This is a genomic window from Streptomyces sp. NPDC091682 (assembly GCF_044756625.1).
Lineage (GTDB): Bacteria > Actinomycetota > Actinomycetes > Streptomycetales > Streptomycetaceae > Streptomyces.
On the sequence record NZ_JBIVTH010000003.1, the window covers coordinates 307694 to 330806 of the forward strand.

Annotated in this window: 16 protein-coding genes and 1 pseudogene; 5 read left to right on the top strand and 12 right to left on the bottom strand. The window is 73.3% G+C overall.

What is annotated here, in order from left to right; genetic code table 11:
• From ACIQK6_RS09475 to ACIQK6_RS09505, 7 genes are all read right to left on the bottom strand, one after another.
• Positions 1-2718: a molybdopterin-dependent oxidoreductase gene (locus ACIQK6_RS09475; RefSeq protein WP_402694613.1), complete on the bottom strand. Its 2718-nt coding sequence runs from the start codon at positions 2716-2718 to the stop codon at positions 1-3.
• Positions 2715-3542 (bottom strand): FAD binding domain-containing protein, encoded by an 828-nt coding sequence (locus ACIQK6_RS09480; RefSeq protein WP_329098118.1) that lies wholly within the window; start codon positions 3540-3542, stop codon positions 2715-2717. The genes ACIQK6_RS09475 and ACIQK6_RS09480 overlap by 4 nt, the downstream gene beginning before the upstream one ends.
• Positions 3543-3950: 408 nt before the next feature.
• On the bottom strand, positions 3951-4952 hold the full coding sequence (locus tag ACIQK6_RS09485; protein WP_329098121.1) for a 2-dehydropantoate 2-reductase N-terminal domain-containing protein: 1002 nt from the start codon (positions 4950-4952) through the stop codon (positions 3951-3953).
• A gap of 78 nt (positions 4953-5030) precedes the next feature.
• The gene (locus tag ACIQK6_RS09490; protein ID WP_402694614.1) at positions 5031-5771 is read right to left on the bottom strand and encodes a DsbA family protein; all 741 of its coding nucleotides are present in this window, start codon (positions 5769-5771) and stop codon (positions 5031-5033) included.
• Positions 5772-5866: 95 nt separating this feature from the next.
• Positions 5867-6433, bottom strand: a complete 567-nt coding sequence (locus ACIQK6_RS09495; protein WP_329098125.1) for a DUF1697 domain-containing protein — start codon at positions 6431-6433, stop codon at positions 5867-5869.
• A gap of 29 nt (positions 6434-6462) precedes the next feature.
• Positions 6463-7665 (bottom strand): macrolide-inactivating glycosyltransferase, encoded by a 1203-nt coding sequence (gene mgt / locus ACIQK6_RS09500; protein WP_329098126.1) that lies wholly within the window; start codon positions 7663-7665, stop codon positions 6463-6465.
• A 51-nt stretch (positions 7666-7716) separates the two neighbouring features.
• Positions 7717-9912 carry an FUSC family protein gene (locus ACIQK6_RS09505; RefSeq protein WP_402694615.1) on the bottom strand — a complete coding sequence of 732 codons (2196 nt, stop codon included), beginning with the start codon at positions 9910-9912 and terminating at the stop codon, positions 7717-7719.
• An 84-nt stretch (positions 9913-9996) separates the two neighbouring features.
• On the opposite strand from ACIQK6_RS09505, the gene ACIQK6_RS09510 reads away from it, so the two are divergent.
• On the top strand, positions 9997-10860 hold the full coding sequence (locus tag ACIQK6_RS09510) for a phosphotransferase enzyme family protein (RefSeq protein ID WP_402694616.1): 864 nt from the start codon (positions 9997-9999) through the stop codon (positions 10858-10860).
• A gap of 102 nt (positions 10861-10962) precedes the next feature.
• On the opposite strand, the gene ACIQK6_RS09515 is transcribed toward ACIQK6_RS09510, so the two are convergent.
• The 4 genes from ACIQK6_RS09515 to ACIQK6_RS09530 form a co-directional block, all read right to left on the bottom strand.
• Positions 10963-12411: an acyltransferase gene (locus tag ACIQK6_RS09515; protein WP_329098131.1), complete on the bottom strand. Its 1449-nt coding sequence runs from the start codon at positions 12409-12411 to the stop codon at positions 10963-10965.
• A 231-nt stretch (positions 12412-12642) separates the two neighbouring features.
• Positions 12643-13362, bottom strand: coding sequence for a 3'-5' exonuclease (locus ACIQK6_RS09520; protein WP_329107541.1), 720 nt, complete (start codon positions 13360-13362; stop codon positions 12643-12645).
• Between the two features lie 113 nt (positions 13363-13475).
• On the bottom strand, positions 13476-13808 hold the full coding sequence (locus tag ACIQK6_RS09525) for a hypothetical protein (protein WP_329098133.1): 333 nt from the start codon (positions 13806-13808) through the stop codon (positions 13476-13478).
• Between the two features lie 71 nt (positions 13809-13879).
• Positions 13880-15157 (bottom strand): SAV2148 family HEPN domain-containing protein, encoded by a 1278-nt coding sequence (locus ACIQK6_RS09530; RefSeq protein ID WP_329098136.1) that lies wholly within the window; start codon positions 15155-15157, stop codon positions 13880-13882.
• Positions 15158-15444: 287 nt separating this feature from the next.
• On the opposite strand from ACIQK6_RS09530, the gene glgX reads away from it, so the two are divergent.
• On the top strand, positions 15445-17559 hold the full coding sequence (gene glgX / locus ACIQK6_RS09535; RefSeq protein ID WP_402694617.1) for a glycogen debranching protein GlgX: 2115 nt from the start codon (positions 15445-15447) through the stop codon (positions 17557-17559).
• Here the strand turns inward: glgX and ACIQK6_RS09540 are convergent.
• Positions 17544-18848 (bottom strand): MFS transporter, encoded by a 1305-nt coding sequence (locus ACIQK6_RS09540; protein ID WP_329098140.1) that lies wholly within the window; start codon positions 18846-18848, stop codon positions 17544-17546. The two genes, glgX and ACIQK6_RS09540, sit on opposite strands and share 16 nt — an antisense overlap.
• A gap of 82 nt (positions 18849-18930) precedes the next feature.
• Between ACIQK6_RS09540 and treY the strand changes: the two genes are divergently transcribed.
• The 3 genes and pseudogenes from treY to ACIQK6_RS09555 all read left to right on the top strand — a co-directional run bounded on the left by treY (position 18931) and on the right by ACIQK6_RS09555 (position 23109).
• Entirely contained in the window at positions 18931-21201 is a 2271-nt protein-coding gene (gene treY, locus ACIQK6_RS09545) for a malto-oligosyltrehalose synthase (protein WP_329098142.1), read from the top strand.
• Between the two features lie 143 nt (positions 21202-21344).
• Positions 21345-21686, top strand: a pseudogene (locus ACIQK6_RS09550) (dihydrolipoyl dehydrogenase); the annotation flags it as partial.
• Positions 21687-21789: 103 nt separating this feature from the next.
• Positions 21790-23109, top strand: a complete 1320-nt coding sequence (locus tag ACIQK6_RS09555) for a M14 family zinc carboxypeptidase (protein ID WP_402694618.1) — start codon at positions 21790-21792, stop codon at positions 23107-23109.
• Positions 23110-23113: the final 4 nt, after the last annotated feature.

Here is a 23113-nt window from a genome sequence, read left to right on the forward strand (position 1 = left end):
TCAGGCCTTCGCGTGCGACTGCTTCGCGCCGATCCGGTCGTAGATCCGTTCCGGTGTCAGCGGCAGCGACCGGTAGCGGATCCCCGTGGCGTCCTGGAGTGCGTTGGCCAGTGCGGGGGCCACCGGGTTGATGCTGCACTCCGCCATGCCCTTCGCCCGCATCGGTCCGACGGAGTCCGCCGAGCCCACCAGGAGCACTTCGGTGCGCGGGACGTCGGCGAAGGTGGGGATGCGGTAGTTGCGCAGGTTCGGGTTGACCACGGCGCCGTTCGCGTCGAGCCGGTGGTTCTCGGTCAGTACGAAGCCGATGCCCTGGGCGACGGCGCCCTCCACCTGCCCCCGTACCTGCGCGGGGTTGATGACGACGCCGGCGTCGGCCGCCTGGACGCTGTGGAGGACGCGGATCTCACCGGTCACCCGGTGGACCGCGATCCGGAACCCGTGCGCGTTGGAGACGGCGCTGCGGGGCGATCCGTAGGCCTTGCGGGCGGCGGTGAAGCGGATGCCGCGCGCCCGTGCCAGCGCGACGAGTTCGGCCAGCGACACCCGGTGGTCCCCGCAGACGACGCCGTCGTCGTCCATCGCACACATCACGGGGTGGATGCCCGTGTGGGCGGCGGCGAACTCCAGGATGCGGTCGCGCACGGCGTTGCTCGCCCGCAGCACCGCGTTGCCCGCCACGAAGAGTCCGGCGCTCGCGAAGGCTCCGGTGTCGAATCCCGTGCGGTCGGTGTCGGACTGCACGAGGCGGATCCGCGACGGTGTGGTGCCCAACTGGTGGGCGGCGATCTGGACGTGGGCGGTCGAGGTGCCCTCGCCGAATTCGACCGTGCCGACGGCGAGCTCGTAGACGAGGTCGTCGCCGAGCGTCACCCAGGCCTCCGAGATGTGCTCGGTCGGGGGTGCGGTCTCGTGCAGGGAGGCCGCGGCGCCCGTCCCGATGAGCCAGTCCGGGCCGAGGTGCGGATCTCCGGCCGTCCGGGCCAGGGCCCGGTCCACCAGGTCGATGCACTGCGCGAGGCCGTCCTCGCCGAACGTCACGTCGTCGGGGCCCTCGTGCATCGCGACGAGCGGGTCGCCCGGCCGCACGATGTTGCGGCGGCGCAGTTCGAGCGGGTCCATGTGGAGGGCGAGGGCCAGTTCGTGCATCGCCGATTCCACGGCGAAGGCCGGCTGGGTCATCCCGTACCCGCGCAGCGCGCCGCTCGGAACGGTGTTGGTGTAGACGGAGTAGGCGTCGTACTTCTTGTTGGGGCAGCGGTAGATCATGACGGCCGCGCCGCCCGCGAACAGGGTTTCGCCGCCGTGGTTCCCGTAGGCGCCCGTGTTCGACACGTTGCGGACCTGGAAGGCGGTGAGCGTGCCGTCGGCCTTCGCGCCGAGCTTGACCGTCAGCGTCATCGGATGGCGCGGCGAGGCCGTGGTGAACTCCTCCTCGCGGGTGTACTCGAAGCACACGGGCCGCCCGGTGTCCAGTGCGGCGAGCGCGGCCAGGTCCTCGGAGATGACTTCCTGTTTGCCGCCGAACCCGCCGCCGACGCGCTTGCAGAACACGCGGAGCTGGTCCGGGCGCAGCGCGAACAGGTGGGCGAGTTTGACCTTGGCGATGGAGGGCGACTGCGAGCTGGTGCGGACGTTGAGGCGTCCGTCCTCCATCCAGGCGATCGAGCCGTGGGTCTCCAGGTGCGCGTGCTGCACGCGCGGGGACGAGTAGGTGCCCTCGTGGATCACGTCGGCCTCGGCGAAGCCCGCGTCCACGTCTCCGACGTGCGAATGGATCTCGAGCAGGACGTTGTGGACGGGGTCGCGGACGAAGGGGTCGTCCGCCCCGTGGATCTGCGGAGCTCCGTCGGCCATGGCCTCCTCGGGGTCGAACACCGCGGGCAGCGGCTCGTACTCGACGACGACGCTGCGGCAGCCCTCCTCCGCTGCGCCGGGCGTGTCGGCGACGACCGCGACGACGCGCTGGCCGACGAAGCGGAGCGTCCGGTCGAGGATGAGGGTGTCGTCCGGGTCGACCAGGTGGTCGGTGTGGATCGCCGTGGTGAAGCGTCTGCGCGGCACGTCCTCCCAGGTGTAGACCCGGTGTACGCCGGGAACCGCGAGGGCGGCGCTCTTGTCGATCGACAGGATCCGGGCGTGGGCGTGCGGTGAGTGCAACACCTTCACGTGCAGCATGCCCTCCATGTGGGTGTCCATCGTGAACTCGGCGCGGCCGGTCACCACGTCGTTGGCCGCGGGGGCTCCGACGCTCGCCCCGACGGCCCTTCCCGGCGCGGCGCTCTCCACGCCGACGACGCCCCGCACGGCGTCCTCGATCCCCCGGTAACCGGTGCAGCGGCAGAGGTTGCCCTTCAACGCCCGCGGCAGATCGGCCTTCTGGGACTCGGTGAAGGTCGCCGAGGTCATGATCATTCCGGCGGTGCAGAAGCCGCACTGGAATCCGGGGGCGTCACGGAACTGCCGCTGCATCGGATGCAGGTTGCCGGGCGAGCCCAGCCCCTCGATGGTGGTCACCTCGCGGCCGTCGGCGCGGAAGGCGGGGGTGATGCAGCTGTGTACGGGGCTGCCGTCCAGCCATACCGTGCAGGCACCGCAGTCCCCCGCGTCACAGCCCTTCTTGACGCCGTAGTGGCCGAGCGAGCGGAGGAAGGTGCGCAGGCACTGTCCGGGCGCCGGCTCCTCGCCGAAGCTCCTGCCGTTCACGCGGTACGTCATGTCGGGCTCCCGGACGCGAGTTCGCGGCGGATCTCCTCGGCGAAGTGCTTCGTCAGATGGCGGCGGTAGCCGGGAGTGCCGTTGGGATCGTCGAACCAGACGTCGGTGGGGATGACGTCGATGCTCTGCTGCAGGGTCGGGGCGTCGGGCAGGGTGTCGAAGACCATGCGCACGGGTCTGGTGGTGCCGGCGGTGACGGTGAGCAGCAGGTCGTCGTTCCCGGGCGTGTGCGTACCGACGAGGAACACCGTCGAGCGGCCTAGTCGGGTCAGGGTGAACCGGCGGTGCACGGCGCGTTTGCGCAGGGCGTGGACCGGGATCTCGATGCGTCGCAGGACCTCCCCGGGGGCGAGGACGTTCTCGTGGTTGCCCGTCACGAAATCGAGGGCGTCGACGGTGCGCGTCGTCCCGTCGGGGGCCCACAGTTCGTAGCGCGCTTCCAGTGCGACCGTCAGCGTGATCATGGGGCCGGCCGGCAGCGACATGCAGATGTTTCCGCCCACGGTCGCCGCGTTCCAGACCTTGAACGAGGACAGGAACGCCTCGCAGGCCGTCCCGAACAGGGGGCCGGCGGTCCAGTCGGCCGGGGGCCGGAAGGCGTAGAACTCGCGGATGGTGCAGGTGGCACCGATTTCGAGGCCCTTGCCGGTCGGGACGAGGGGGTCCCACCGCAGGGTGGTCAGGTCGACCAGGCGGCGCAGATCCGGCTGTTCCACCGAGAACAGCCATGTCCCGCCCGCGAGCCAGGCATCGCCCTCGCGCCAGTCGGCGCCAGGCCGGTCGGGGGGACGCCGGACGACTTCGGTGATCGTGTTGAGGTCCACGGGGATCGCGCTCCCTCACGACGGCAGCGGTGTGACGGCCCGTCCACCGACCTCCGGTGCGCGCGGGCGGCGTCACGACCTCGGCCGACCGCATCACATGCACGTCGAGGACCGGGGTCTGCCACGGGACACCGCCGGTTCGACCCTCGGTCGGATCCGGTTCGAATCCGGTTCGAATCCGGTCGCTGCGGTCGGTCGCTTCGCCGAGAACCGGCGGACGTAGGGACTCCCTTTCAGCGTATCCCCGACCGGGCCCGCACCGCCAAGCGCAGCCGCGGGGTGCCGGCTCCGGGCGCGGGCCACGCGGCGCAGCCTCCGAAGGGAACCGGCTAGGCCCTGTCGTCAAAGTCCCTCCCCCAGCTACCGCTGGGAGGTGCCCCCGGGCCCGCGCTACTTTGACGACAGGACCTAGGCCCGGGCCGCCGCCTCGTCCGCGAGCGCGGTCAGGTCCTCCACGGACATCGCGCCCGGCGGCAGGCCCTGGCGGGCGAAGATGTTCGCCGCGTGCCGCAGCACGTCGTTGACCGGGGTCGGCACCCCGTGCAGCCGGCCCAGCAGGGAGATCTCCCCGTTGAGGTAGTCCGCCTCCACCGATCCCGTACCCCGTGCCAGGCTCTGCCAGGACGAGCCGCCCCGCACCCCTGCCGGCTGGTTCACCTTGCCCTCGCGCGCCAGCGCCTGCTCGGCGTCCGAGGCGTAGGGGATGCCCGCCGCGACGAAGGCCGCCTTGCCCTCGCGGACGGCCCGTAGGAGCAGCGCCGCCTTCGCCGGGTCGGGTTCCGGTCCGGTCGTCGCCTGGATCGCGTTGCCCAGGTTCCCGAGCAGCTTCGCGTGCTTCCACCGCATCACGTCCTCGGCCTGCGGCGCCCCGAAGCCGGCCTTGCCGAGGTCCGCCACGACGGCCCGGGACAGGGCGTCGGTGCCGCCCGCCGCCCGGCCCACGTGCAGGACGCCGGTCAGCGGCTCGCACAGCGCCGAGACCGCGCCCGGCTCCAGGAAGGTGGCGGGCAGCCATACGCACACCCCGTACACGCGCGCGAAGCGCCGTAGCGCGAGCCGCTCGCTCTCCACGCCGTTCTGTGCGCACAGCACCGGGAGCCGCTGCGCGGCCGTACCGCCGCCCACGACCTCCGCGTCGCCCCACGCATCGAGCGCGGCGATGGCGTCCTGGGTCTTCACGGACAGCAACAGCACGTCGTCGGGTCGCAGTTCACCCAGTTCGTCCGGGCCGGTGACCACGGGCAGCCGGTGCACCCGGGTCCCGTCGGCCGTCGTGAGCCGCAGCCCGTCGTCCCGCAGGGCCTGCGCGTGCGCGCCGCGGGCGACGAGTACGACCTCGCCTCCCGACTCCGCGAGCCGTCCGCCGATGGTGGCGCCGACCGCGCCCGCGCCGATGATGATGTACCGCATGCCACGAGCCTGGCACATCCGGCCCGCCGGGTCGCCCCCGGGGCACGGCGAACTGCCGCGCCTGCGGGAGAAGGCGCCCTACGCGTGGTGGTTCTGCCAGCCGAAGGGATCCCTCCGGACGATGTTCAGGAGATCCTCCGTGAATTGCACCTCGAAGAGGGAGTCCCGGAAATCCTCCGTCACCAGCTTGGAGTTGATCGCGACGGCGGGGGTGCCCGGTCCCATCGGGTCGTCCCCCGTCCGCTGGTACGCCGCCTGCGAGGCGGTGACGAAGTCCTGGTACTTCATGGTGGACACCGCGGTGTCGAAGGCCTCGCCGCGCAGCCCGGGCACCTGTTCGGCGAGCGCGAGCAGACGCTCCGTGGTGAAGCCGCCCGATTCCTCGACCGTCGTCTGGTTCCCGATCAGCACGGCGTGGTACTCGGCGAACTTCTGCCCGTCCAGCGCGGCGCGCAGGGCGTTGACGGCGCGCTTGGAGCCGTCACCGCCCAGCCTGACGTCCTTGAACGAGGCGAAGGTGTACTCCGTCTTCACCTGGCGCCTGAAGGTCTGCGCGAGGATCGCCCTGGCGCCGGTCGCCTCGAAGTCCAGCACGACCGGGCACCGCGGGTCCTCGTAGAGCCGGACGACCGTCTTCGCGAGCGGGTCCCCCACCGTGATAGTCGTACCGTCCGCCGCCAGGGCCTCGGGCAGGTCCGGGATCCCCGCGTACGTCGCCGGCGGCTTGGCGAACGTCCCCTGCCCACAGCCGGCCGTGGCCACCGCGAGCGCACCGCACGCGACCGCGGCCGCCAACCGTCTGACCGTTCTGAACTGCATCTCTTCCCCTCCGATGAATGCCCGGACTCTAGACGTTCACCGGCCCGGGGCGCACACGTGTTTGTACGGCCCGGCACGGGGCATCGGACCCCGGGTCAGGTCGCGGTCAGCTCCACGAGCTTGGCGACGGTGTTCCAGTTGCGGGTGGTCACGTCGAGGCCCTTGACGACGGCGGGCTTGGCGAGGGCCTCGGCGAGCTTGGAGCGCCCCAGGCCGTCGGGGGCGTAGAGGTAGAGGACGCGGTCGCCGATCCGGTACTCCTCGGGGAGATACGCCGCCCCGTCGAGCGCGGCGAACCGCTCCGGGCCGGGCTGTTCGGAGCAGAAGGTGACGTGCAGCTGCTTGCCCTCCAGCTCCGCGGCCGGGAACGGACAGGCCTCGGCGACGGCGCGCAGGTACGCCCCGTCCAGCACCAGGCACGCCGCGCGGAAGCCGAAGTGGGCCTCGATGGCCGTCTCCAGCTCCCGGGCGAGCCCCACCGGGTCGGTCCCCGCACTGCTGAAGACGGCGTTGCCGCTCTGTAGGTACGTCTGCACGTCGCCGTGCCCGAGTCCTTCCAGCACGGAGCGCAGCTCCGCCATCGGGACCTTCTTGTTGCCGCCGACATTGATGCCGCGCAGCAGCGCCGCGTACTTCTTCGTCACCGTGGCCTTCTTCGTCATGGGGGCACCCTAGGGGGCGTCCGTCGCGCCTACGGCAGTTCGGCCTCGATGAGGTCGGCCGCCCGGCGCGTGCCGCCCTCGGCGGCCATCCCGGCCCGGATCTCCTCGGCGCGGGCGGCGACGGCGGGGTCGGCGACGAGGGCGAGGACCGCCTCGCGCAGGGTGGCCGCGTCCGCGTCGGCCATGGGAACGTGCCGGGCCACGCCCAGAGAGGCCAGCATGTCGGCGTTGCCGAACTGGTCGACGGCCTGCGGGACGGCGACCATCGGGGTGGCGGTGGCGAGCCCCTCCTGGCTGCCGCCGGCCCCCGCGTGGGTGATGAAGGCGTCGGCCCGGTGCAGGATGTCCAGCTGGGGGACCCAGCGGTGGACCTCGACGTCGGCGGGGACCGGGCCCAGGTCGGCCTCGTCGGTGAACTTGCCGATCTGGAGGACGAGGTACCAGTCGGGTAGGTCCGCGAAGGCCTCGATGCAGGCGCGGTAGAAGGCCGGCTGCTTGGTGAAGGCGGAGCCGAGCGAGACGAGCACGATCTTCTTGCCCTCGGCGGCCGGGGGCCGCTGCCAGGTGCCCTGGGTGGCGCTGCGGTCGCCCTGGCAGGCGCCGACGAAGGCGTACGCGGACCCGTCGACGCGGTCGGCGTGCGGCTGGAGCGCCCGGGGGATGAGGACGATGCTGCGCCGCGGGCGGCCCTGGAAGCGGTCGACGTCGTCCCCGAGGCCGTTCTCGGTGAGCCAGGCCGCGAACGCCGCGTAGTACGCCCGGCCGCGCTCGGACGCCTTCAGCTCGGCGAACATCGGCCCGGCCACCTCCTGCTCGTATCCGTCCCAGGCGACCAGGTTCGGGGAGAGCGAGACGGCGGGGACGCCCCAGCGGTGGGCGAGCACGGGCGCCGGATAGGAGGTGATGTCGTGGAGCACGAGGTCCGGCTCGTCGCCCTCGAAGGCGGCGGCGAGCTGCGGGAGCGCCTGGACCGCGTCCTTCAGGAACGGCTCCAGGTGGTCGATGAGCTCGGTGCCCCAGGCCTCCGGCTCGTCGTCGGTCGGGAGGGTGGAGGTGTAGACGACGGGCGAGGCGCCGGTCTCCGCGACCCTCTCGGCGAAGGAGGCGGGGACGGCGTAGCTGACGCGGTGGCCCCGCGCCACGAGTTCGCGGATCACCTCGATGCTCGGGTTCACGTGCCCGTGGGCGGCGATGGAGAACATGGCGATGTGGGCGGGCTTGGCTGCGGTCATGATCGAACGATAGGCGAGACGATACGTCTCGTGCAACTTGTTTCCCGCGACTCAGGACGACCCGGTACCTCCTGCCCCACCCGTCCCACCGGCCGCACCCGACGCCCCGTTCGGGCCGGACGGGGCGTCCGGCCCGGACGGGTGATCCGATCCCGTCATGCGGTCGACGTCGACGTCGAGCGAGTCCAGCCAGGCCAGTGCCGCGAAGAACCGCGGCGAGGAAACCCCCGGCGGCCCCTCCGCCGCCGACCGGCCGGGCGCCCGCCCGCCCAGCGGATTCGCGGCCTCCGCCGGCGCCGCACCCACCTGATCCGCCACCTCCCGCATCCGCGTGGCCACCCCGGCCGCCCGGCCGTCCAGCCGGACGCTGTTCGCCGGCCCCACCGCCGGACCTCCGCGGACGAACAGCCGACGCGAGCCCCACAGCACGTGGTGGCCCGACATCATGGCCGCGTGCCAGTCCGTCCGGGGGTTCTCGGACGTCCGGGGCTCGTTCTGGTGCTGCGCGAACGCGGACTCCGCCATCGTCAGCGCGTGCTGGAGCGGCCCGTCGTCGGGAACGTGCCCCGGCCCGCCCTCCACCACGGCCGCCGTGGTGCGCTCGACCGTTTCGGCCTCCGTCGCCAGCAGCAGGGCGACCGCCCGGTGCAGCTCCCGCTGCGCCCCGCGCGGCCAGGCGAGCACCCCGAACACGACGCCGATCAGGCTGCCGATGATCACGTCCAGGATCCTGACCTCGGCCAGCTGCCAGGTCACCGGTGCCAGTTGGGCGAAGACGAAGGCCACCGTGAGGGTGAACAAACCCTGGGCCCAGCCCACGCCCCGGACCGGCCCCACCCGGAAGGCGGTGAGCATCACGAACGGCAGGGCGACGGCGTAGACGGTGGTGTGTCCGCCGATCAGGGCCAGCAGCAGCCCCGTGGCCAGGGCGCCGAGCAGGGTGCCGGTGATCGCCACGCGTACGGTCGCCCGCGTCTGGGCGGCGGTGGTCCGGGTCAGGCTGAGGACGGCCAGCATCGCCCAGAAGCCGTGGGGCAACGAGTCCACCCCCGCGATCGTGCGGGCGGCCGCCAGTGCGAGGCCGATCCGGACGGCGTTCTGGAAGTACACCGAGCGCGGCCCGGCGTGTCCCGCCAGCCGGTGCCACCACAGGCTCGGTGCACGTTTGCCCGCGTACCAGAACCGGCCCGAGTCGACGTCCTCGGGCATCCGTGCGCGCCGGCCCCGTACCGCCAGCTCGGACGCCGTCGCCAGGGCCACCGCCGCGTCCGTCACCTCCAGCAGCGCCGCCCGGCGCCGCCCCCGCGCGGCGGTCGCGGGCGCCTCCCGCGCGGCCGACGCGGCGGCCTGCTCCCGTAGGCGCCGCAGGGCGTCGGCCGCTTCGGTCTCATCGGCGCGACCGTCGAGCAGGGCGGCGCTCTCGCTGACGGCCCGGCCGACCGCGGTCAGGATCTCGGACTCCTGCGCCATCGGCACCGGACCCGGGGGCGGAGGTGGTGGCGGAATGATCACGAGGCGGGCGAGGAGCGTGCGGGCCGCCAGGCCCACATGGGACAGGGCGCGGTCCCGCAGGCCCGGCCCGGCGGGACGCTCGGCCTCGTCGGTCCGGAAGGGCCGCAGCGACTCGCCGGCCGCCCGGGCCGTCTCCGCCGAGGCGGCGGACAGCGCGTACGGGGCGCGGCCCAGCTCGGCTACGCAGCGGGCGGCGGTGTCGGACGCTCCGGCGGCCAGCCGCCGGTAGGTGGGCCCGGGCTCCTCGGGCAGGACGAAGAGCTCCGCGAGGATCAGCAGCAGCAGGCCGAAGGTGGCTCCCAGGAGCCGTTCACCCAGGGTGCCGGGGGCATAGGGCGGGAAGCACGGCAGGATGTAGAGCAGCTGCAGCCCGGGCGCGGCGCCCGCCGCGCGGGGCCCGGCCGCCGCCACGAAGGCCAGGAAGAAGCCGATCAGCAGCATGCCGACCACGGCGCTCCAGGTCCGGATCGCGAGGAAGGTGCCGAGCGTCAGCAGCACCCAGGCCGTGGGGGTCGCCCTGACCATGACGGCCGCGCGCTGGCGCCCGGTGCCGGGGATGTGGGAGAGGGCCGCCATCGACACCGCGGCGAACAGCGCGTACGTCGCCGCCACCGGCCGGTCCAGTGCGTACAGGCACACGAAGAACGAGGCGCACGCGGCGAGGGTGGTGCGCAGGGCGCGCCGCGTCACGACCGAGGGGCCCCGGTCGGCGCGTCCGTCGTGTTCGGCGCACATGACTCCAGGATCGGGCCACCTGCCGGAAGCCACCACATACTGGCGGGCAGCAGCGGATCCACGGCGAGGAACGAGAGCGGCGGCATGGACGAGGAACGCGCGAGGCACGTACTGGCGGCAGCGGGCCTGACCGGGGGCGCGCCCGGTCAGGCGGTCCTCCTCGCGTTCGGCGAGAACGCGGTCTTCGCCGTCGGCGACCTGGTGGTGAAGGTGGGCCGGGAGGCTGCGCTGGTGGAGCGGGCCGAGCGGGAACTCGCGGTGGCCGGCTGGTTCGCCGCGTCCGGGATCCCGGCGGTCCGCGCGGCCGAGCCGGAGCCGCGCCTGGTGGACGGGCACCCGCTGACCCTGTGGCACCGGCTCCCGGACGCGGTGCGGCCCGCGGGGCCCGGGGACCTGGCGGCGCTGCTGCGCCTGGTGCACGCCCTGCCCGAGCCGCCGTTCGCCCTGCCCGCGCGGGACCTGCTGGGCGGCGTCGAGCGCTGGCTGCGGCTGGCGGGGGGCGCCGTCGACCCGGCCGACGCGGCCTATCTGCGGGCCCGCCGGGACGCCTACGCCGGTGAGCTGGCGGCCCTGACGCCGCGGCTGCCCCCGGGCCCGGTCCACGGCGACGCCCTGCCCCGCAACGTCCACGTGGGCCCCGACGGCCCGGCCCTGGTCGACCTGGAGACCGTGTCGGCCGATCTGCGCGAGCACGACCTGGTGGTGATGGCGCTCTCCCGCGACCGGTACGGCCTGCCCGCCGAGGAGTACGAGGCCTTCGTGGCGGCGTACGGGTGGGACGTCCGCGACTGGGAGGGCTGCGCGGTCCTGCGCGGCGCCCGCGAAACGGCCAGCTGTGCCTGGGTCGCCCAGCACGCCCCGGCCGACCCGGGGGCCCTGGCCGAATTCCGCCGCCGCGTGGCCTCCCTCAGGGAGGGGGACCGGGAAACGCAGTGGCACTCCTTCTAGGCCGGTCTTGCCGGTCAGGCCCGCCCGGAGCGGGCACTCGCGCAGCGGTTGCCGCCCCGGCCCGTGCCGGGGCGGCAGCGTTGTGGGTTCGGCGCCGCTGGGTCAGACCGCTTTCCCCTGACCACCTGGGCCCGAGCCCGGACCCGCGCCCGCGCCCGCCAGTACCGGTTCCGCCGCCACGGAGGGTTGCGCCGGAACGACGGCGGCGGCCGCGGCGGGCACCGCCGGCTCCAGGGACTGCGGCGGCCAGCGGCGCGTCATCGCCTTGGTCAGCTTGCGGCCCAGATTCTGGAACGGCACCTCCACCAGCCGGTACACCACCCAGGAGACCACCAGCAGCACCGCGGTGTACCCGGCCACCCACGACCACCGCTCGACGAACGGCATGGCGGCCAGGTGGCGGTAGTAGTAGTTGGTGTCCCAGCCGAGCTGCCACAGCAGGAACTTCTTCACCGGCCAGTGCAGCAGGTAGACCGAGAAGCTCACCGCGCCCAGCCAGGTCAGCACGCGCGGCAGCCGCCGGTTCCGCAGCAGCAGGAAGAGCCCGAACGACGCCCACGCCGCCAGGTAGGCGTTGGTCCACGCCGGCCAGGTGAAGGTCGAGGTCGCGCTCGCCACCGTGTCCCGGTTGTACATCCACCCCACCATGGCGCCCGCGGCCACCACGAAACCGACGGACATCCAGGCCTCGATGCGCTCGATCTGCCCGTGCTGCGCCCGATAGATGACCGTGCCCGCGAACATCGTCGCGAGGATGGTGAAGGTCTCGAACGCGGGCACCCGACCGTTGGTGAACACCAGCAGCAGGCCGAACCCGCCCAGCAGCAGACCACCGATCCGGGCCAGCGCCGCATTGCCGCTCATCATGCAGGCCACGCCCGTGACCACGACGAGCACGGCGGCAGCGACGAGGTGGTTGAGCTCCGCATCGGTGTGGGTCAGGCTGTACGACGGAACCCAGACGCCCAAAACGAGCGCGACCCCCGCCGCCGCGACGGCGATCGGCGTGGTGCGCCGGTGCCAGGCGACCGTGAAGAGGCTGCTGACGAAGAAGTAGAAGAGCATCTCGTACGTGAGCGTCCACGTGATGCCGAGCGCATTCACCACGCCCAGCATGTCCGACAGCATCAGGCCGTTGCCCGCCAACCAGAGCTTGTCGTGGTTGTAGTCGTCGAAGCTCAGGACCTGGTAGTCGTTCGGCAGGAGGAACTCGGCGAGGAGCATGGTCACGATCAGCGCCGGGTAGATCCGGAAGATCCGGCCGATCCAGAAGGCCCGGACGTCACCGCGGCGCTCCAGCGAAGCCGGGATGATGTATCCGCTGACGATGAAGAACGCGATGACCCCGTAGAAGCCGAGGTCGAAGTGGGCCGCGATGGCGCCGCCGTTGGGGACCAACCTCATGATCTCGAAGTGGTGGGCCGCCACGGCCAGCGCGGCGATCCCACGGAGCGCGTCCAGCCAGCCGAGCCGGCTTCCCGGCGCGGCGGCGCGTTCTCCCCGCCCGGCCCTCCATGCTCCCCACCGAGCCGGCAATCCCTTGGTAATCATCCGGCGGACACTAGCCCATGCGCAGCACCCGGCCGCGCCAGGGCCCCGTGTGCGGGTTCCGGTCCTTCAAGACCGTCTTGCCGTTCCGCCGCGGCCGCCCCCGCACGGGCCGAGGCAGCGGCGGCCGCACCCGTTCCCCGTCGTCATCGGAGGGTGCGGGCGACGCATCGCGACACCGTGATCGACGACACAAGATGACTTTGACTACACCCCTGGGGGGTGTCCTGCCGATCAGGCCGGGACCAGGCCCCGCAGCGGCCAGGCCTCGTCGATCACCGCGTCCGGAGTGCCCTGGCGGCGCAGGTACGACTGGAAGTCCCGGGCCCAGCGGGCGTGCCAGGTGCTCTGCCGCGCGTGCAGGTCGGCCGGGGTGAGCGTGGCCACCTCCGGATGCCGCTCGGCTATCGCCCGGGCGACCTGGACCGCGGCCAGTGCGTCCGCCCCGGCGTCGTGCGCGTCGTCGAGGGTGACCCCGTACACCCCGCAGACCGCCTCGAGGGTCCGCTTGCCCCGCCGGTAGCGGTCCACGGCCCGGTCGATGGTCAGCGGGTCCACCACCGGCCCGGTCTGCGCCCCGCCCAGCCGGTCGGCCAGCGAGGGCAGCCCGTGCCGGGCCAGCTCGGCCGTCAGCAGGGTCAGGTCGAAGGCCGCGTTGTACGCGACCACCACCGCGCCGGCGCGCCAGTGGCCGGCCAGGGCCTCGGCGACCTCGTCCGCGACCTCGCGCACCGGACGCCCCTCGGCGACCGCGCGCTCCGTGCTGATCCCGTGGATCGCCGAGGCTCCTTCGGGGATCGGTATCCCCGGGTCCGCGAGCCAGCCGCGCCGCTCGCGCACCGCCCCGGCCCGCACCTCGACCAGGGCCGCCGTCACGATCCGCGATTCCCCCGGCTCCGTGCCGGTCGTCTCCAGGTCGAATCCGATCAGCACACCGCCGTGCCAGTCCCCCATGCCGTGCCAGTCCTCCACCCCGTGCCCCTCCCCCGTACAACGCCTTCGGTCAACGGGTTTCAGCCTGCCACGGGCCACTGACAGCCAGGCTCCCGGGGCCGCCGGGGCGTGGATCAGATGCCCAGGGTCAGCCAGCCGAAGGTCTGCCGGTAGGCCCGGCCCAGCAGCGCGCGGCCGCGCAGGCCGGCCCGCCAGGCGAACACCGACGCGAGGAGGTGGACGACCGCGACGGGCCCGCCGACCCACAGGGCGGCGGCCGCCGGACCCCCGAACCAGCCGACGACCACGGCGGCGACGAGCACCACGCACAGTCCGATGTGCCCTTCGCCCGGGTCGAAGCGGAACAGCTCCGCCCGGGCCTCCCGGCCCTCCCTCAGCCCCGCCTCGTACCGCTCCCGCGCCTTCTCCGGATCCGCGTACTTCCCCTCGGGCCATGGCTCCAGCACCGTTCCCCGCCCCCCTCGTAGGTCGTGCCCCGTATGTCGTGCCCCGTCGTGCCCCGTTGCCCGTGCCCCGGTCAGGACACCGGCCGGGAGTCCCCCCACATGGACTCGAACTCTTCCCGGTACGTCGTGAACAGTCCGTGCTCCGTGTCCTTCGGCACCTCGCGCCCGCCGCCCCGCAGCACCAGGACGGGCGACTCCATGCCGCGCGCCCGCCGCAGGTACGACTGGACCACCGCGATGCCCGAGGACTGCCCCTCCACCAGGTAGGCGGTGAACCGCGGGGTCTCGTCGAAGACGTGGATCTCGAAGCGGGAAGGGTCCCGAAGACCCGCCCGGACCCGGCGGACGTGCAAGATGTTCATCTCCACCGAGCGGCTCAGCTCGCCCTTGCGCAGTCCCAGTTCCCGCTCGCGCCGCTTCACGGCGCTGCTCGCCGGGTTCAGGAACAGCAGCCGCACCCGGCACCCGGCCTCCGTGAGCCGGACGAGTCTTCGCCCCGAGAAGTTTTGGACCAGCAGGTTGAGCCCTATGCCGATGGCGTCGAGCCGTCGCGCGCCCCCGAAGAGGTCCTCGGCCGGGAGCTGGCGCTGCAGCCGTACCCGGTCGGGGTGGACCGAGATGACGTCCGCGTACCGGTCACCCACCAGGTCCTCGACGGCGTCGATCGGCAGCCGCTCCGCGGAGGGGCTGCCGGAAACCCCGCCCAGCACCTCCAGCAGGCGCGCCGAGGCGCGCTCCGCCTGCTCCAGCACGGGCCGTGACAGCGCCCGGTTGCGGGAGACGACGTTGCGGGTGACCTCCAGCTCGTCCAGGGCCAGCTCGATCTCGCGCCGGTCGTCGAAGTACGGCTCGAAGCACGGCCAGTGTTGGACCATCAGTTCCCGCAGCTGGGGCAGGGTCAGGAAGCTCAGCACGTTGTCGTCGGCCGAGTCGAGCAGGTAGCCCTTGCGCCGGCTGACCTCGCGCACGGCCACGGCCCGCTGCACCCACTCCTGCCCGGCGGGCCCGGCGGCCGCGACGACCCAGTCGTCCGCGCCGTGCACCGGTTCGTAGATCGGCCGGAGCACCGCCCCGACCACCGCGCGCAGCCGCTGTTCGATGAGGTTCAGCCAGATGTAGGCACGGCCGGCCCGCTGTGCCCGGGTCCGGACCTCGCTCCAGGCCTCCGCGCCCCAGTCCAGCTCCACGCCGGCCCCCGCGCTCCCGGCCGCCGCCGGCCCGCCCGCCAGGGAGACCGCCCCGGCCGGGATCCCCGCGGGCGTCCCGCCGGGGACACCCCCCGGGTCGTCCGCCGGACCACCCTCGTGACTGCCGTCACCAGGGGGCAGCTCCAGACCTCCCGAGCTCACCCGTGCACCGCCTTCTGCGTCTGGACGCCCGTCTCCAGTGATCACGGAAGGGTACTCCGCGCACACGGCCGGGTGCAGCCCGACGGCCCGTACGGGGACTGTCCGTTGACCCATTATCCGATGCGCACACAGTCCGCTGACCCGCATATCAGCTCTGCGGGTCACCCGGTAGGACCCCTCCCAAGTCCGCGCTTGCGGCCCCTCTTTCGGGGAAGATCTGGCAGGGGCTTGGGTCCACGCCGGGTCAGCCGGGACATCTTCGGGCAACGAGGGAAGAGTCGTTATCTATGCAGGTCTGGCCGGGACAGGCGTATCCGCTGGGTGCCACGTACGACGGCGCCGGCACCAATTTCGCGGTCTATTCGGAGGCCGCCCGACGCATCGAGCTGTGTCTCCTGCACGACGACGGGTCGGAGTCCGCCGTGGAGCTGCGCGAGACGGACGCCTTCGTCCGCCACGCGTACCTGCCCGGCGTCATGCCGGGCCAGCGCTACGGGTTCCGGGTGCACGGCCCGTACGAGCCCGAGCGCGGACGGCGCTGCAACGCGGCAAAGCTGCTGCTGGACCCGTACGCGCGGGCCATCAGCGGCCGGGTCAGCTGGAACGAGGCGGTGTACGGCTACCACTTCGGCCGGCCGGACTCCCGCAACGACCTGGACTCCGCCCCGCACACGATGAGCTCGGTGGTGGTGAACCCGTACTTCGACTGGGCCAACGACCGGCCTCCGCGTCACGAGTACCACCACACCGTGCTGTACGAGGCCCACGTCAAGGGGCTGACCATGCACCATCCGGACCTCCCCGAGGAGCTGCGCGGCACCTACGGGGCGCTGGCGCACCCGGCGGTCATCGGCCACCTCGCCAAGCTCGGGGTGACGGCGCTGGAGCTGATGCCGGTCCACCAGTTCGTCAACGACCACCGGCTGGTCAACGACGGGCTGAGCAACTATTGGGGCTACAACACCATCGGCTTCTTCGCCCCGCACAATGGCTATGCCTCGGGCGACCGCGGTCAGCAGGTGCTGGAGTTCAAGTCGGCGGTCCGGGCCCTGCACGAGGCGGGCATCGAGGTGATCCTCGACGTGGTCTACAACCACACCGCCGAGGGGAACCACCTGGGCCCGACGCTGTCCTTCCGGGGGCTGGACAACGCCTCGTACTACCGGCTGGCGGACGATCCGCGCCATTACACGGACACCACCGGCACCGGGAACTCGCTGCTGATGCGCTCCCCGCACGTGCTCCAGCTGATCATGGATTCGCTGCGGTACTGGGTCACCGAGATGCACGTGGACGGCTTCCGCTTCGACCTGGCGGCGACGCTGGCCCGCCAGTTCCACGAGGTGGACCGGCTGTCCTCGTTCTTCGACCTGGTCCAGCAGGATCCGGTGGTGAGCCAGGTGAAGTTGATCGCGGAGCCCTGGGACCTGGGCGAGGGCGGCTACCAGGTGGGCAACTTCCCGCCGCTGTGGACCGAGTGGAACGGCAAGTACCGGGACACCGTACGGGACCTGTGGCGCGGGCAGCCGCGGACGCTCGCGGAGTTCGCGGGGCGGCTGACGGGCTCCTCGGACCTCTACCAGGACGACGGGCGGCGCCCACTGGCGTCGATCAACTTCACCACCTGCCACGACGGTTTCACCCTAAACGACCTGGTCTCGTACGACGAGAAGCACAACGAGGCCAATCGGGAGGGCAATCGGGACGGCGAGACCCACAACCGCTCGTGGAACTGCGGGGTGGAGGGGCCCACCGAGGACCCGGATATCCTGGAGCTGCGCGAGCGCCAGATGCGCAACTTCACCGCCACCCTGATGCTGTCGCAGGGGGTGCCGATGCTCAGCCACGGCGACGAGTTCGGCCGCACCCAGCAGGGCAACAACAACGCCTACTGCCAGGACAACGAGTTGAGTTGGGTGTGCTGGCCGGAGCCGGGCAAACCGGCGCCTTCCCTGCTGGAGTTCACCCGGCGGATGGTGTGGCTGCGCCGCGACCACCCGGTCTTCCGGCGGCGCCGGTTCTTCCACGGGCGTCCGGTCGAGGGCACGCACGACGAGCTGTCCGACATCGCCTGGTTCACCCCGCACGGGGAGGAGATGCGGGCGCGGGACTGGCAGGCGCAGCACGCGAGGGCGCTGACCGTCTTCCTCAACGGGGAGGCGATCTCCGAGCCGGGCACCCGCGGGGAGCGGATCACCGACGACTCGTTCCTGCTGATGTTCAACGCGGCTGCGGAGCCGCAGGACTTCACCGTTCCGGCGGGGCACGGCGCGCAGTGGCGGCTGGTGGTGGACACGGCGCGGGCGGACGTACTGCCACCCGGCACCGGGCCGCAGTACGCGGCGGGTGACCGGGTGGCGCTGACGGGGCGGTGCCTGGTGGTGCTTCAGCGCCCGGCGTAGGTGGCGCCGCTCCCGTCCGTCGCCGCGGTGGAGCCGGTCTGCGGGCCCGGGACGCGCGCCTCGGGGGCGCGCGCCCCGGCGGTGTGCGTCCGGGCGGCGGGCAGCCGGGTGACGAGGGCGAGGAGCAGGCAGAGCGCGGCCGCCCCGACGGCCACGGCGAAGGCTCCGGCGGGCCCGTACTCCTCGGCGAGGCGCCCACAGACGACGAGTGCCGTGGCCTGCCCGGCAACCAGGCAGCTGGCGGCGAAGGCCATCGAGGTGGAGAGCCGGGCCGGTTCCACGGCCCGCTCGGTGAGTGCGAACGCGGTGATCAGGTGGGGTGCGTAGGCGGCTCCCAGCACGGTGACGACGACGTACAGCGGCCACAGGCGGTCGGTGAACAGCAGGGGCACCGAGAGCACCAGGGCCGCACCGGTCGCCACCCGCCAGCGCAGCCGCAGTCCGAAGCGGGCGGGCAGCGCGCCGAGCGAGATGCCGACGACCGCGCTGACGACGCCCATGGCGGAGTAGACGACGGCGGCCTGGTCCGGGACGCCGAGCCGGAGGGTGAGGGCGGTGATGCCCGCCTGGCAGGCGCCGAACATGGCGCCCTGGAGGGCGAGGGAACCGCGTACGGCGTGGACCACGCCGGGCGGCCGGACCCGCCTTCCCGGGAGCCGGTCCCGCGCGGGCGACCCGACCGTGACGGCGGCGGTCGGGTGCAGTGCGAAGCCGGTGCCGAAGACGGCGACGAGGCCGGCCGCGCCGGCGAGGGCGACGGCCGGGTGCACGAGGAGCGCGGCGAGTCCGACGAGGGCGGGCCCGAAGACGAAGGAGACCTCGTCGAGGGTGCCTTCGAGTGCGTGGACGGCGCCGACGACGCCTTCGTCGGCCTCGGCCCGGTGTGCCAGCGCCACCGAGCGGGTGCGCGCGAGCGGTCCGATCAGCGGTACGGAGGCTCCGGTGAGGGCGCCGATCGCGGCGAGCGCGGCGGTGGCCAGGTGCGTGAGGGCGCCGGCGACGAGGGCGGCGGTGGCCGCGGCGTTGACGGCGGCCGCGGCAAGGACGACCGGGCGCTGCCCGTGGCGGTCGGCGAGCCAGCCGAGGACGGGCCCGAAGAGGACCTGCCCGATGGAGAGGGCGCCGCCGACCGTGCCCGCGGTGGCGAGGGACCCGCTGGTCTGGGCGACCAGCAGGAAACTGCCGAACTGGGACATCGCGACGGGCAGTCGGGCGAGGAAAGAGACGAGCGGAAGTAGGGGCCCGGTCAGGGCGATGACTTTTCGATAGGTGCTGACGGTTCCAACCACTTGATCGACACTAACCCGGTGCAGTCACTCGGATGCATTGGGTCATGGCACGGAATCCGACAGGTTGGGTACGTACGTTCTCATGAGCCAGCCGCACGCGACCCCCGAATCGGAATCTGACGTTCCGACATCCGTCACTCCGACGTCGACCTACCGCCTCCAGCTGCGCCCGGAGTTCCCCTTCGCGGCGGCCGAGGCGGCCGTACCGCACATCGCCTCGCTCGGCGCATCGCACCTGCACCTCTCCCCGGTCCTGGAGGCGGTGCCCGGCTCGACGCACGGCTACGACGTCACCGACCACTCCCGCGTGCGGGCCGAGCTCGGCGGCGAGGCGGGCCTGCGGTCCCTGGCCGGGACCGCCCGGGCGCACGGGCTCGGGCTGGTCCTCGACATCGTGCCCAACCACATGGCGGTACCGACCCCGCTGCGGCTGAACCGGCCCCTGTGGGAGGTGCTGCGGGAGGGCCCCGGCTCGCCGTACGCCCGCTGGTTCGACATCGACTGGGAGGCGGGCGGCGGGCAGGTCCTGCTGCCGGTCCTGGCCGGTCCGGTGGAGTCCTGCGAGCTGCGGGTCGACGGGGAGCTGCTGCACTACGGGGAGCAGCAGTTCCCGCTGCGGGAGGGGACCTCGGGGCTGGCGCTGCCCGAGCTGCTCGCCGCGCAGTGGTACCGGCCGGCCTGGTGGCGCGAAGCCAGCTCCTCGCTCAACTACCGTCGCTTCTTCACCATTTCGGATCTGATCGGGGTCCGGGTGGAGGACCCCGAGGTGTTCACGGCCACCCATGCGAAGGTGCTGGAGCTGGTCCGGGACGGGGTTGCGGAGGGCTTGCGGATCGACCACGTGGACGGGCTGGCGGACCCGGAGGAGTACCTGCGGCGGCTGCGGGCGGCTGCGGGAGACGGCTGCTGGGTGGTGGTCGAGAAGATCCTGGCCCGCGAGGAGCGGCTGTCGTCCGCCTGGCCGGTGGCGGGGACCACCGGCTACGACGCCCTGCACCGGGTGGACGGGGTGTTCACCGACCCCGAGGGCGCCGCGGAGCTGGCGGCCCGGTACGGGGAGGCCACCGGGCTGCCCCGCTGGCCGGAGGCGGCCCGGGCGTCCGCCCGGGAGGTGCTGACCGGTGACCTGGCCGCCGAACTGGGGGCGCTGGAACGTCAGGCCGGTCCGGAACTCGTCTCGGCCGTACGGGAGTTGCTGATCGCCTTCCCCGTCTACCGGCCCTATCCCGGCGAGGTGGACCTGCCGCCGCAAGCGCTGGAGCAGGCGTCCGCGGCGGCAGGTTCCGGTGCGGTGGCCGCCGTACGGGAGCTACTGCTGCGGGATCCGGCCTTCGCCGCCCGCTTCGCCCAGACCTCGGCGGCGCTGCGCGCCAAGTCCTTGGAGGACCGTGCCTTCTACCGGTACGCGCCGCTGCTGTCGGCCACCGAGGTCGGCGGGGAGCCGGGGCGGCCGGCCGTGTCGGCGGCGGAGTTCCACGCGTACTGCGCCGATCTGGCCCGCGAGTGGCCCGCGGCCGGGACGGTCCTGTCCACGCACGACACCAAGCGCAGCGCGGACGTCCGGGCCCGGATCGCGGCGCTGTCCCAGGCGCCGGAGCTGATGGGTCGCCCCGAGGGGCCTGACCCCCAGCTGGCCTGGGTGGCCCGGCAGACCGCGCTCGGGCTCGGCCGGGTCCCCGAGGCCGGGCCGCGGCTGGCCGACGCCCTGCTCAAGGCGGTCCGCGAGGCGGCCCTGCACACCAGTTGGACCGAACGGGACGAGGAGTACGAGGCGGGCGTGGCCGGGTACGTCACAGCCCCGGTCGACCTTCCGGCGGAGCTGGCCGGGGCGGCCCGGGCGAACCTCCTCGGCATGACCCTGCTGCACCTGGCGATGCCGGGGGTTCCGGAGGTCTACCAGGGTGCGGAGACGGAGTACCGGGCCCTGGTGGACCCCGACAACCGGCGTCCGGCCCGCTTCCCCCGTCGGGCACTGGCCCACCTGGACGCGGGGGCCACCCCCGGGGACCCGGCCGAGGAGAAGCTCCAGCTCACGGCCACCCTGCTGCGGCTGCGGCGGGACCGGCCGGAGCTCTTCCGGGGCTACGCGCCGGTCCTCGCTCGGGGCCCGGCCGCCGACCACCTGCTGGCCTTCACCCGGGCCCCCGGGTTGCTGGTGGCGGCCACCCGGCTCTCCCACCGGCTGACCGCGTCGGGCGGTTGGCGGAACACCCACCTGCACCTGCCCCCCGGCACGTGGACCCGCCTCGCCCCCGCCTCCCCGCGCGCGGATCGCACCGCGTCGCACAGCGGTCCGGCCGAGGTGGCCGCCCTGCTGGACGGCCACCCGGTGGGTGTCTGGCTGCGCCGGTGATCCGGCGGAGCCGGGGCGGGCCGCCGCTCAGTGCGGCGGCCCGCAGGGGCCCGGCTCCGGCGCGGCGGCCCGGGCGCCGATCAGCTCCGCGAAGGCGGCCACGGCTCCGGCCAGCGGATCGTCGAAGGGGACGACGATGACCAGCCCCGCAGACCGCCGCCGTCGGGCTGACGGAGGCGCAGGCCCGCGAGGCGGCGTACGACGACGTGGTGGTGAACACGATGCCGCTGACCGCCGTGGCCAAGGGCATGGTGCACGGGCAGGGCGGCACGGTGAAGGTGGTCGCGGAGCGGTACGGGCGGGTGCTCGGCGTGCACCTGGTGGGTCCGCACGTGTCGGAGATGATCGCGGAGAGCCAGCTGATCGTGGGCTGGGACGCGGAACCGGGCGATGTGGCGCGGCACGTCCACGCCCACCCCACGCTGTCGGAGGCGGTCGGGGAGGCCTTCCTCAGCCTGGCGGGCCGCGGTCTGCACCAGCGGTAGCCCGGACCTCCGGTGCCGCGCCCCCGGGCCTTGGCCAGGGGTTTCCCCCGGAGTTCGGGGAACTGCGGCGCCCGCGGAGCAGTAGGCGGCGGGCCCCCGGGGCATGGCATCCCTTGTGACCCTCCACCGTGACATGCGCTACCCCACACCGCGGGAACTCGGGCTCGCCGCCCGCGCTCTGGCGGACGAACACCCCGGCGAGGTCCGGCTGCGGCAAGCCGGCACCTCACGGGCCGGGCAGCCCCTGTGGGTGCTGTCCGTCGCCGCCACGGGCGGCGCCCCGGGCGGCGGGGCCGACCGCAACGTCCTCGTCGTCGCCGGGGCGCACGCCAACGAGCCCGTCGGCGGCGCCACCGCCCTCTCGCTCGCCCGGCGCGTCCTCGACGACCCGGCGCCGCGGGCCAGTTGCGGCTGGCACTTCCTGCTCTGTGCCGACCCGGACGGCGCGGACCTGCACCGCACCCCCCACCCGTACTCGCTGCTGGACTACCACCGGAACTTCTTCCGGCCGCCCGGCCCCGAACAGCCCGAGTGGGCCCCGTCCTTACTGCCCCCGGACCGACTGCCGCCCGAGACCCTGGTCCTGATGGCGCTCATCGACGAACTGCGGCCCGTCCTGCAGGCCTCCCTGCACGCCACCGACCTCGGCGGCTCCTGGGTGCAGCTCACCCGGGACGTGCCCGGCCTCGCCGAGCCGTTCGGCACATCGGCCGCCGAGCTGCGCATCCCGGTGGAGAACGGGGCCTCGGACGCGGCGGGCTGGCCCTCCCCCGGGCCGGGGATCTTCGTGATCCCGCAGCCGGGCAGCGAGGCTGCCGGGGCCTTCCACCCCGAGGACACCCGGCTGAGCACCTGGTACCACGCCCACCGCTACGCCGGCACGACCGCCATCGTCGAAGTCCCCATGTGGGCCTCCGACCTGGTGGACGATCCGACCCCGCACCCGGACCCGCCCGGCGCCCTGCGGATGCTGGCCGAGCGGCTCACCGCGGACGCCGCGCTCGTCGCCGCGGTCCGGGGCCGCGACGACGTACGGCCGGGTCCGCAGACGTCCGGGGACCCGGCCGCGGCGCCCCTGCTGCGCGCGGTGGACTGGACGCTCGCGCTGATCCCCCGGATCGCCGCCGAATGGACGGCCGCGGCTCCCGCGGAGGCCACGGCGGCGTACATCGCCAGCATCGACGCCTTCGGGCGACGGCTGTCGCTGCGCGCCGCCGCGATGCTGCTGCGGGTGCTGCGCGCCCAGGGGCATCCGGCGGCGCCCGGGCTGGACCGGCTGGTCACCGGGTGGTGCGAGGACTTCGCGGCCCGTTTCGGGGCCCGCTGGGTCCCGGTGGCCACCCAGGTGGAACACCAGTCACGGATCGTCCTGGCCGCCTACGACCGCCTCGTCGCGGCCGACCGCGCCGAACGCACGGGCTGAGCAG

What these genes read in the sequence shown, in the direction of transcription:
- ACIQK6_RS09485 (WP_329098121.1), bottom strand. Translation starts at nt 4,952, where the DNA reads ATGCGGTACATCATCATCGGCGCGGGCGCGGTCGGCGCCACCATCGGC.
- mgt (WP_329098126.1), bottom strand. Translation starts at nt 7,665, where the DNA reads ATGACCGCAGCCAAGCCCGCCCACATCGCCATGTTCTCCATCGCCGCC.
- glgX (WP_402694617.1), top strand. Translation starts at nt 15,445, where the DNA reads ATGCAGGTCTGGCCGGGACAGGCGTATCCGCTGGGTGCCACGTACGAC.
- treY (WP_329098142.1), top strand. Translation starts at nt 18,931, where the DNA reads ATGAGCCAGCCGCACGCGACCCCCGAATCGGAATCTGACGTTCCGACA.
- ACIQK6_RS09520 (WP_329107541.1), bottom strand. Translation starts at nt 13,362, where the DNA reads ATGGGGGACTGGCACGGCGGTGTGCTGATCGGATTCGACCTGGAGACG.
- ACIQK6_RS09490 (WP_402694614.1), bottom strand. Translation starts at nt 5,771, where the DNA reads ATGCAGTTCAGAACGGTCAGACGGTTGGCGGCCGCGGTCGCGTGCGGT.
- ACIQK6_RS09555 (WP_402694618.1), top strand. Translation starts at nt 21,790, where the DNA reads ATGGCATCCCTTGTGACCCTCCACCGTGACATGCGCTACCCCACACCG.
- ACIQK6_RS09475 (WP_402694613.1), bottom strand. Translation starts at nt 2,718, where the DNA reads ATGACGTACCGCGTGAACGGCAGGAGCTTCGGCGAGGAGCCGGCGCCC.
- ACIQK6_RS09505 (WP_402694615.1), bottom strand. Translation starts at nt 9,912, where the DNA reads ATGTGCGCCGAACACGACGGACGCGCCGACCGGGGCCCCTCGGTCGTG.
- ACIQK6_RS09510 (WP_402694616.1), top strand. Translation starts at nt 9,997, where the DNA reads ATGGACGAGGAACGCGCGAGGCACGTACTGGCGGCAGCGGGCCTGACC.
- ACIQK6_RS09515 (WP_329098131.1), bottom strand. Translation starts at nt 12,411, where the DNA reads ATGATTACCAAGGGATTGCCGGCTCGGTGGGGAGCATGGAGGGCCGGG.
- ACIQK6_RS09495 (WP_329098125.1), bottom strand. Translation starts at nt 6,433, where the DNA reads ATGACGAAGAAGGCCACGGTGACGAAGAAGTACGCGGCGCTGCTGCGC.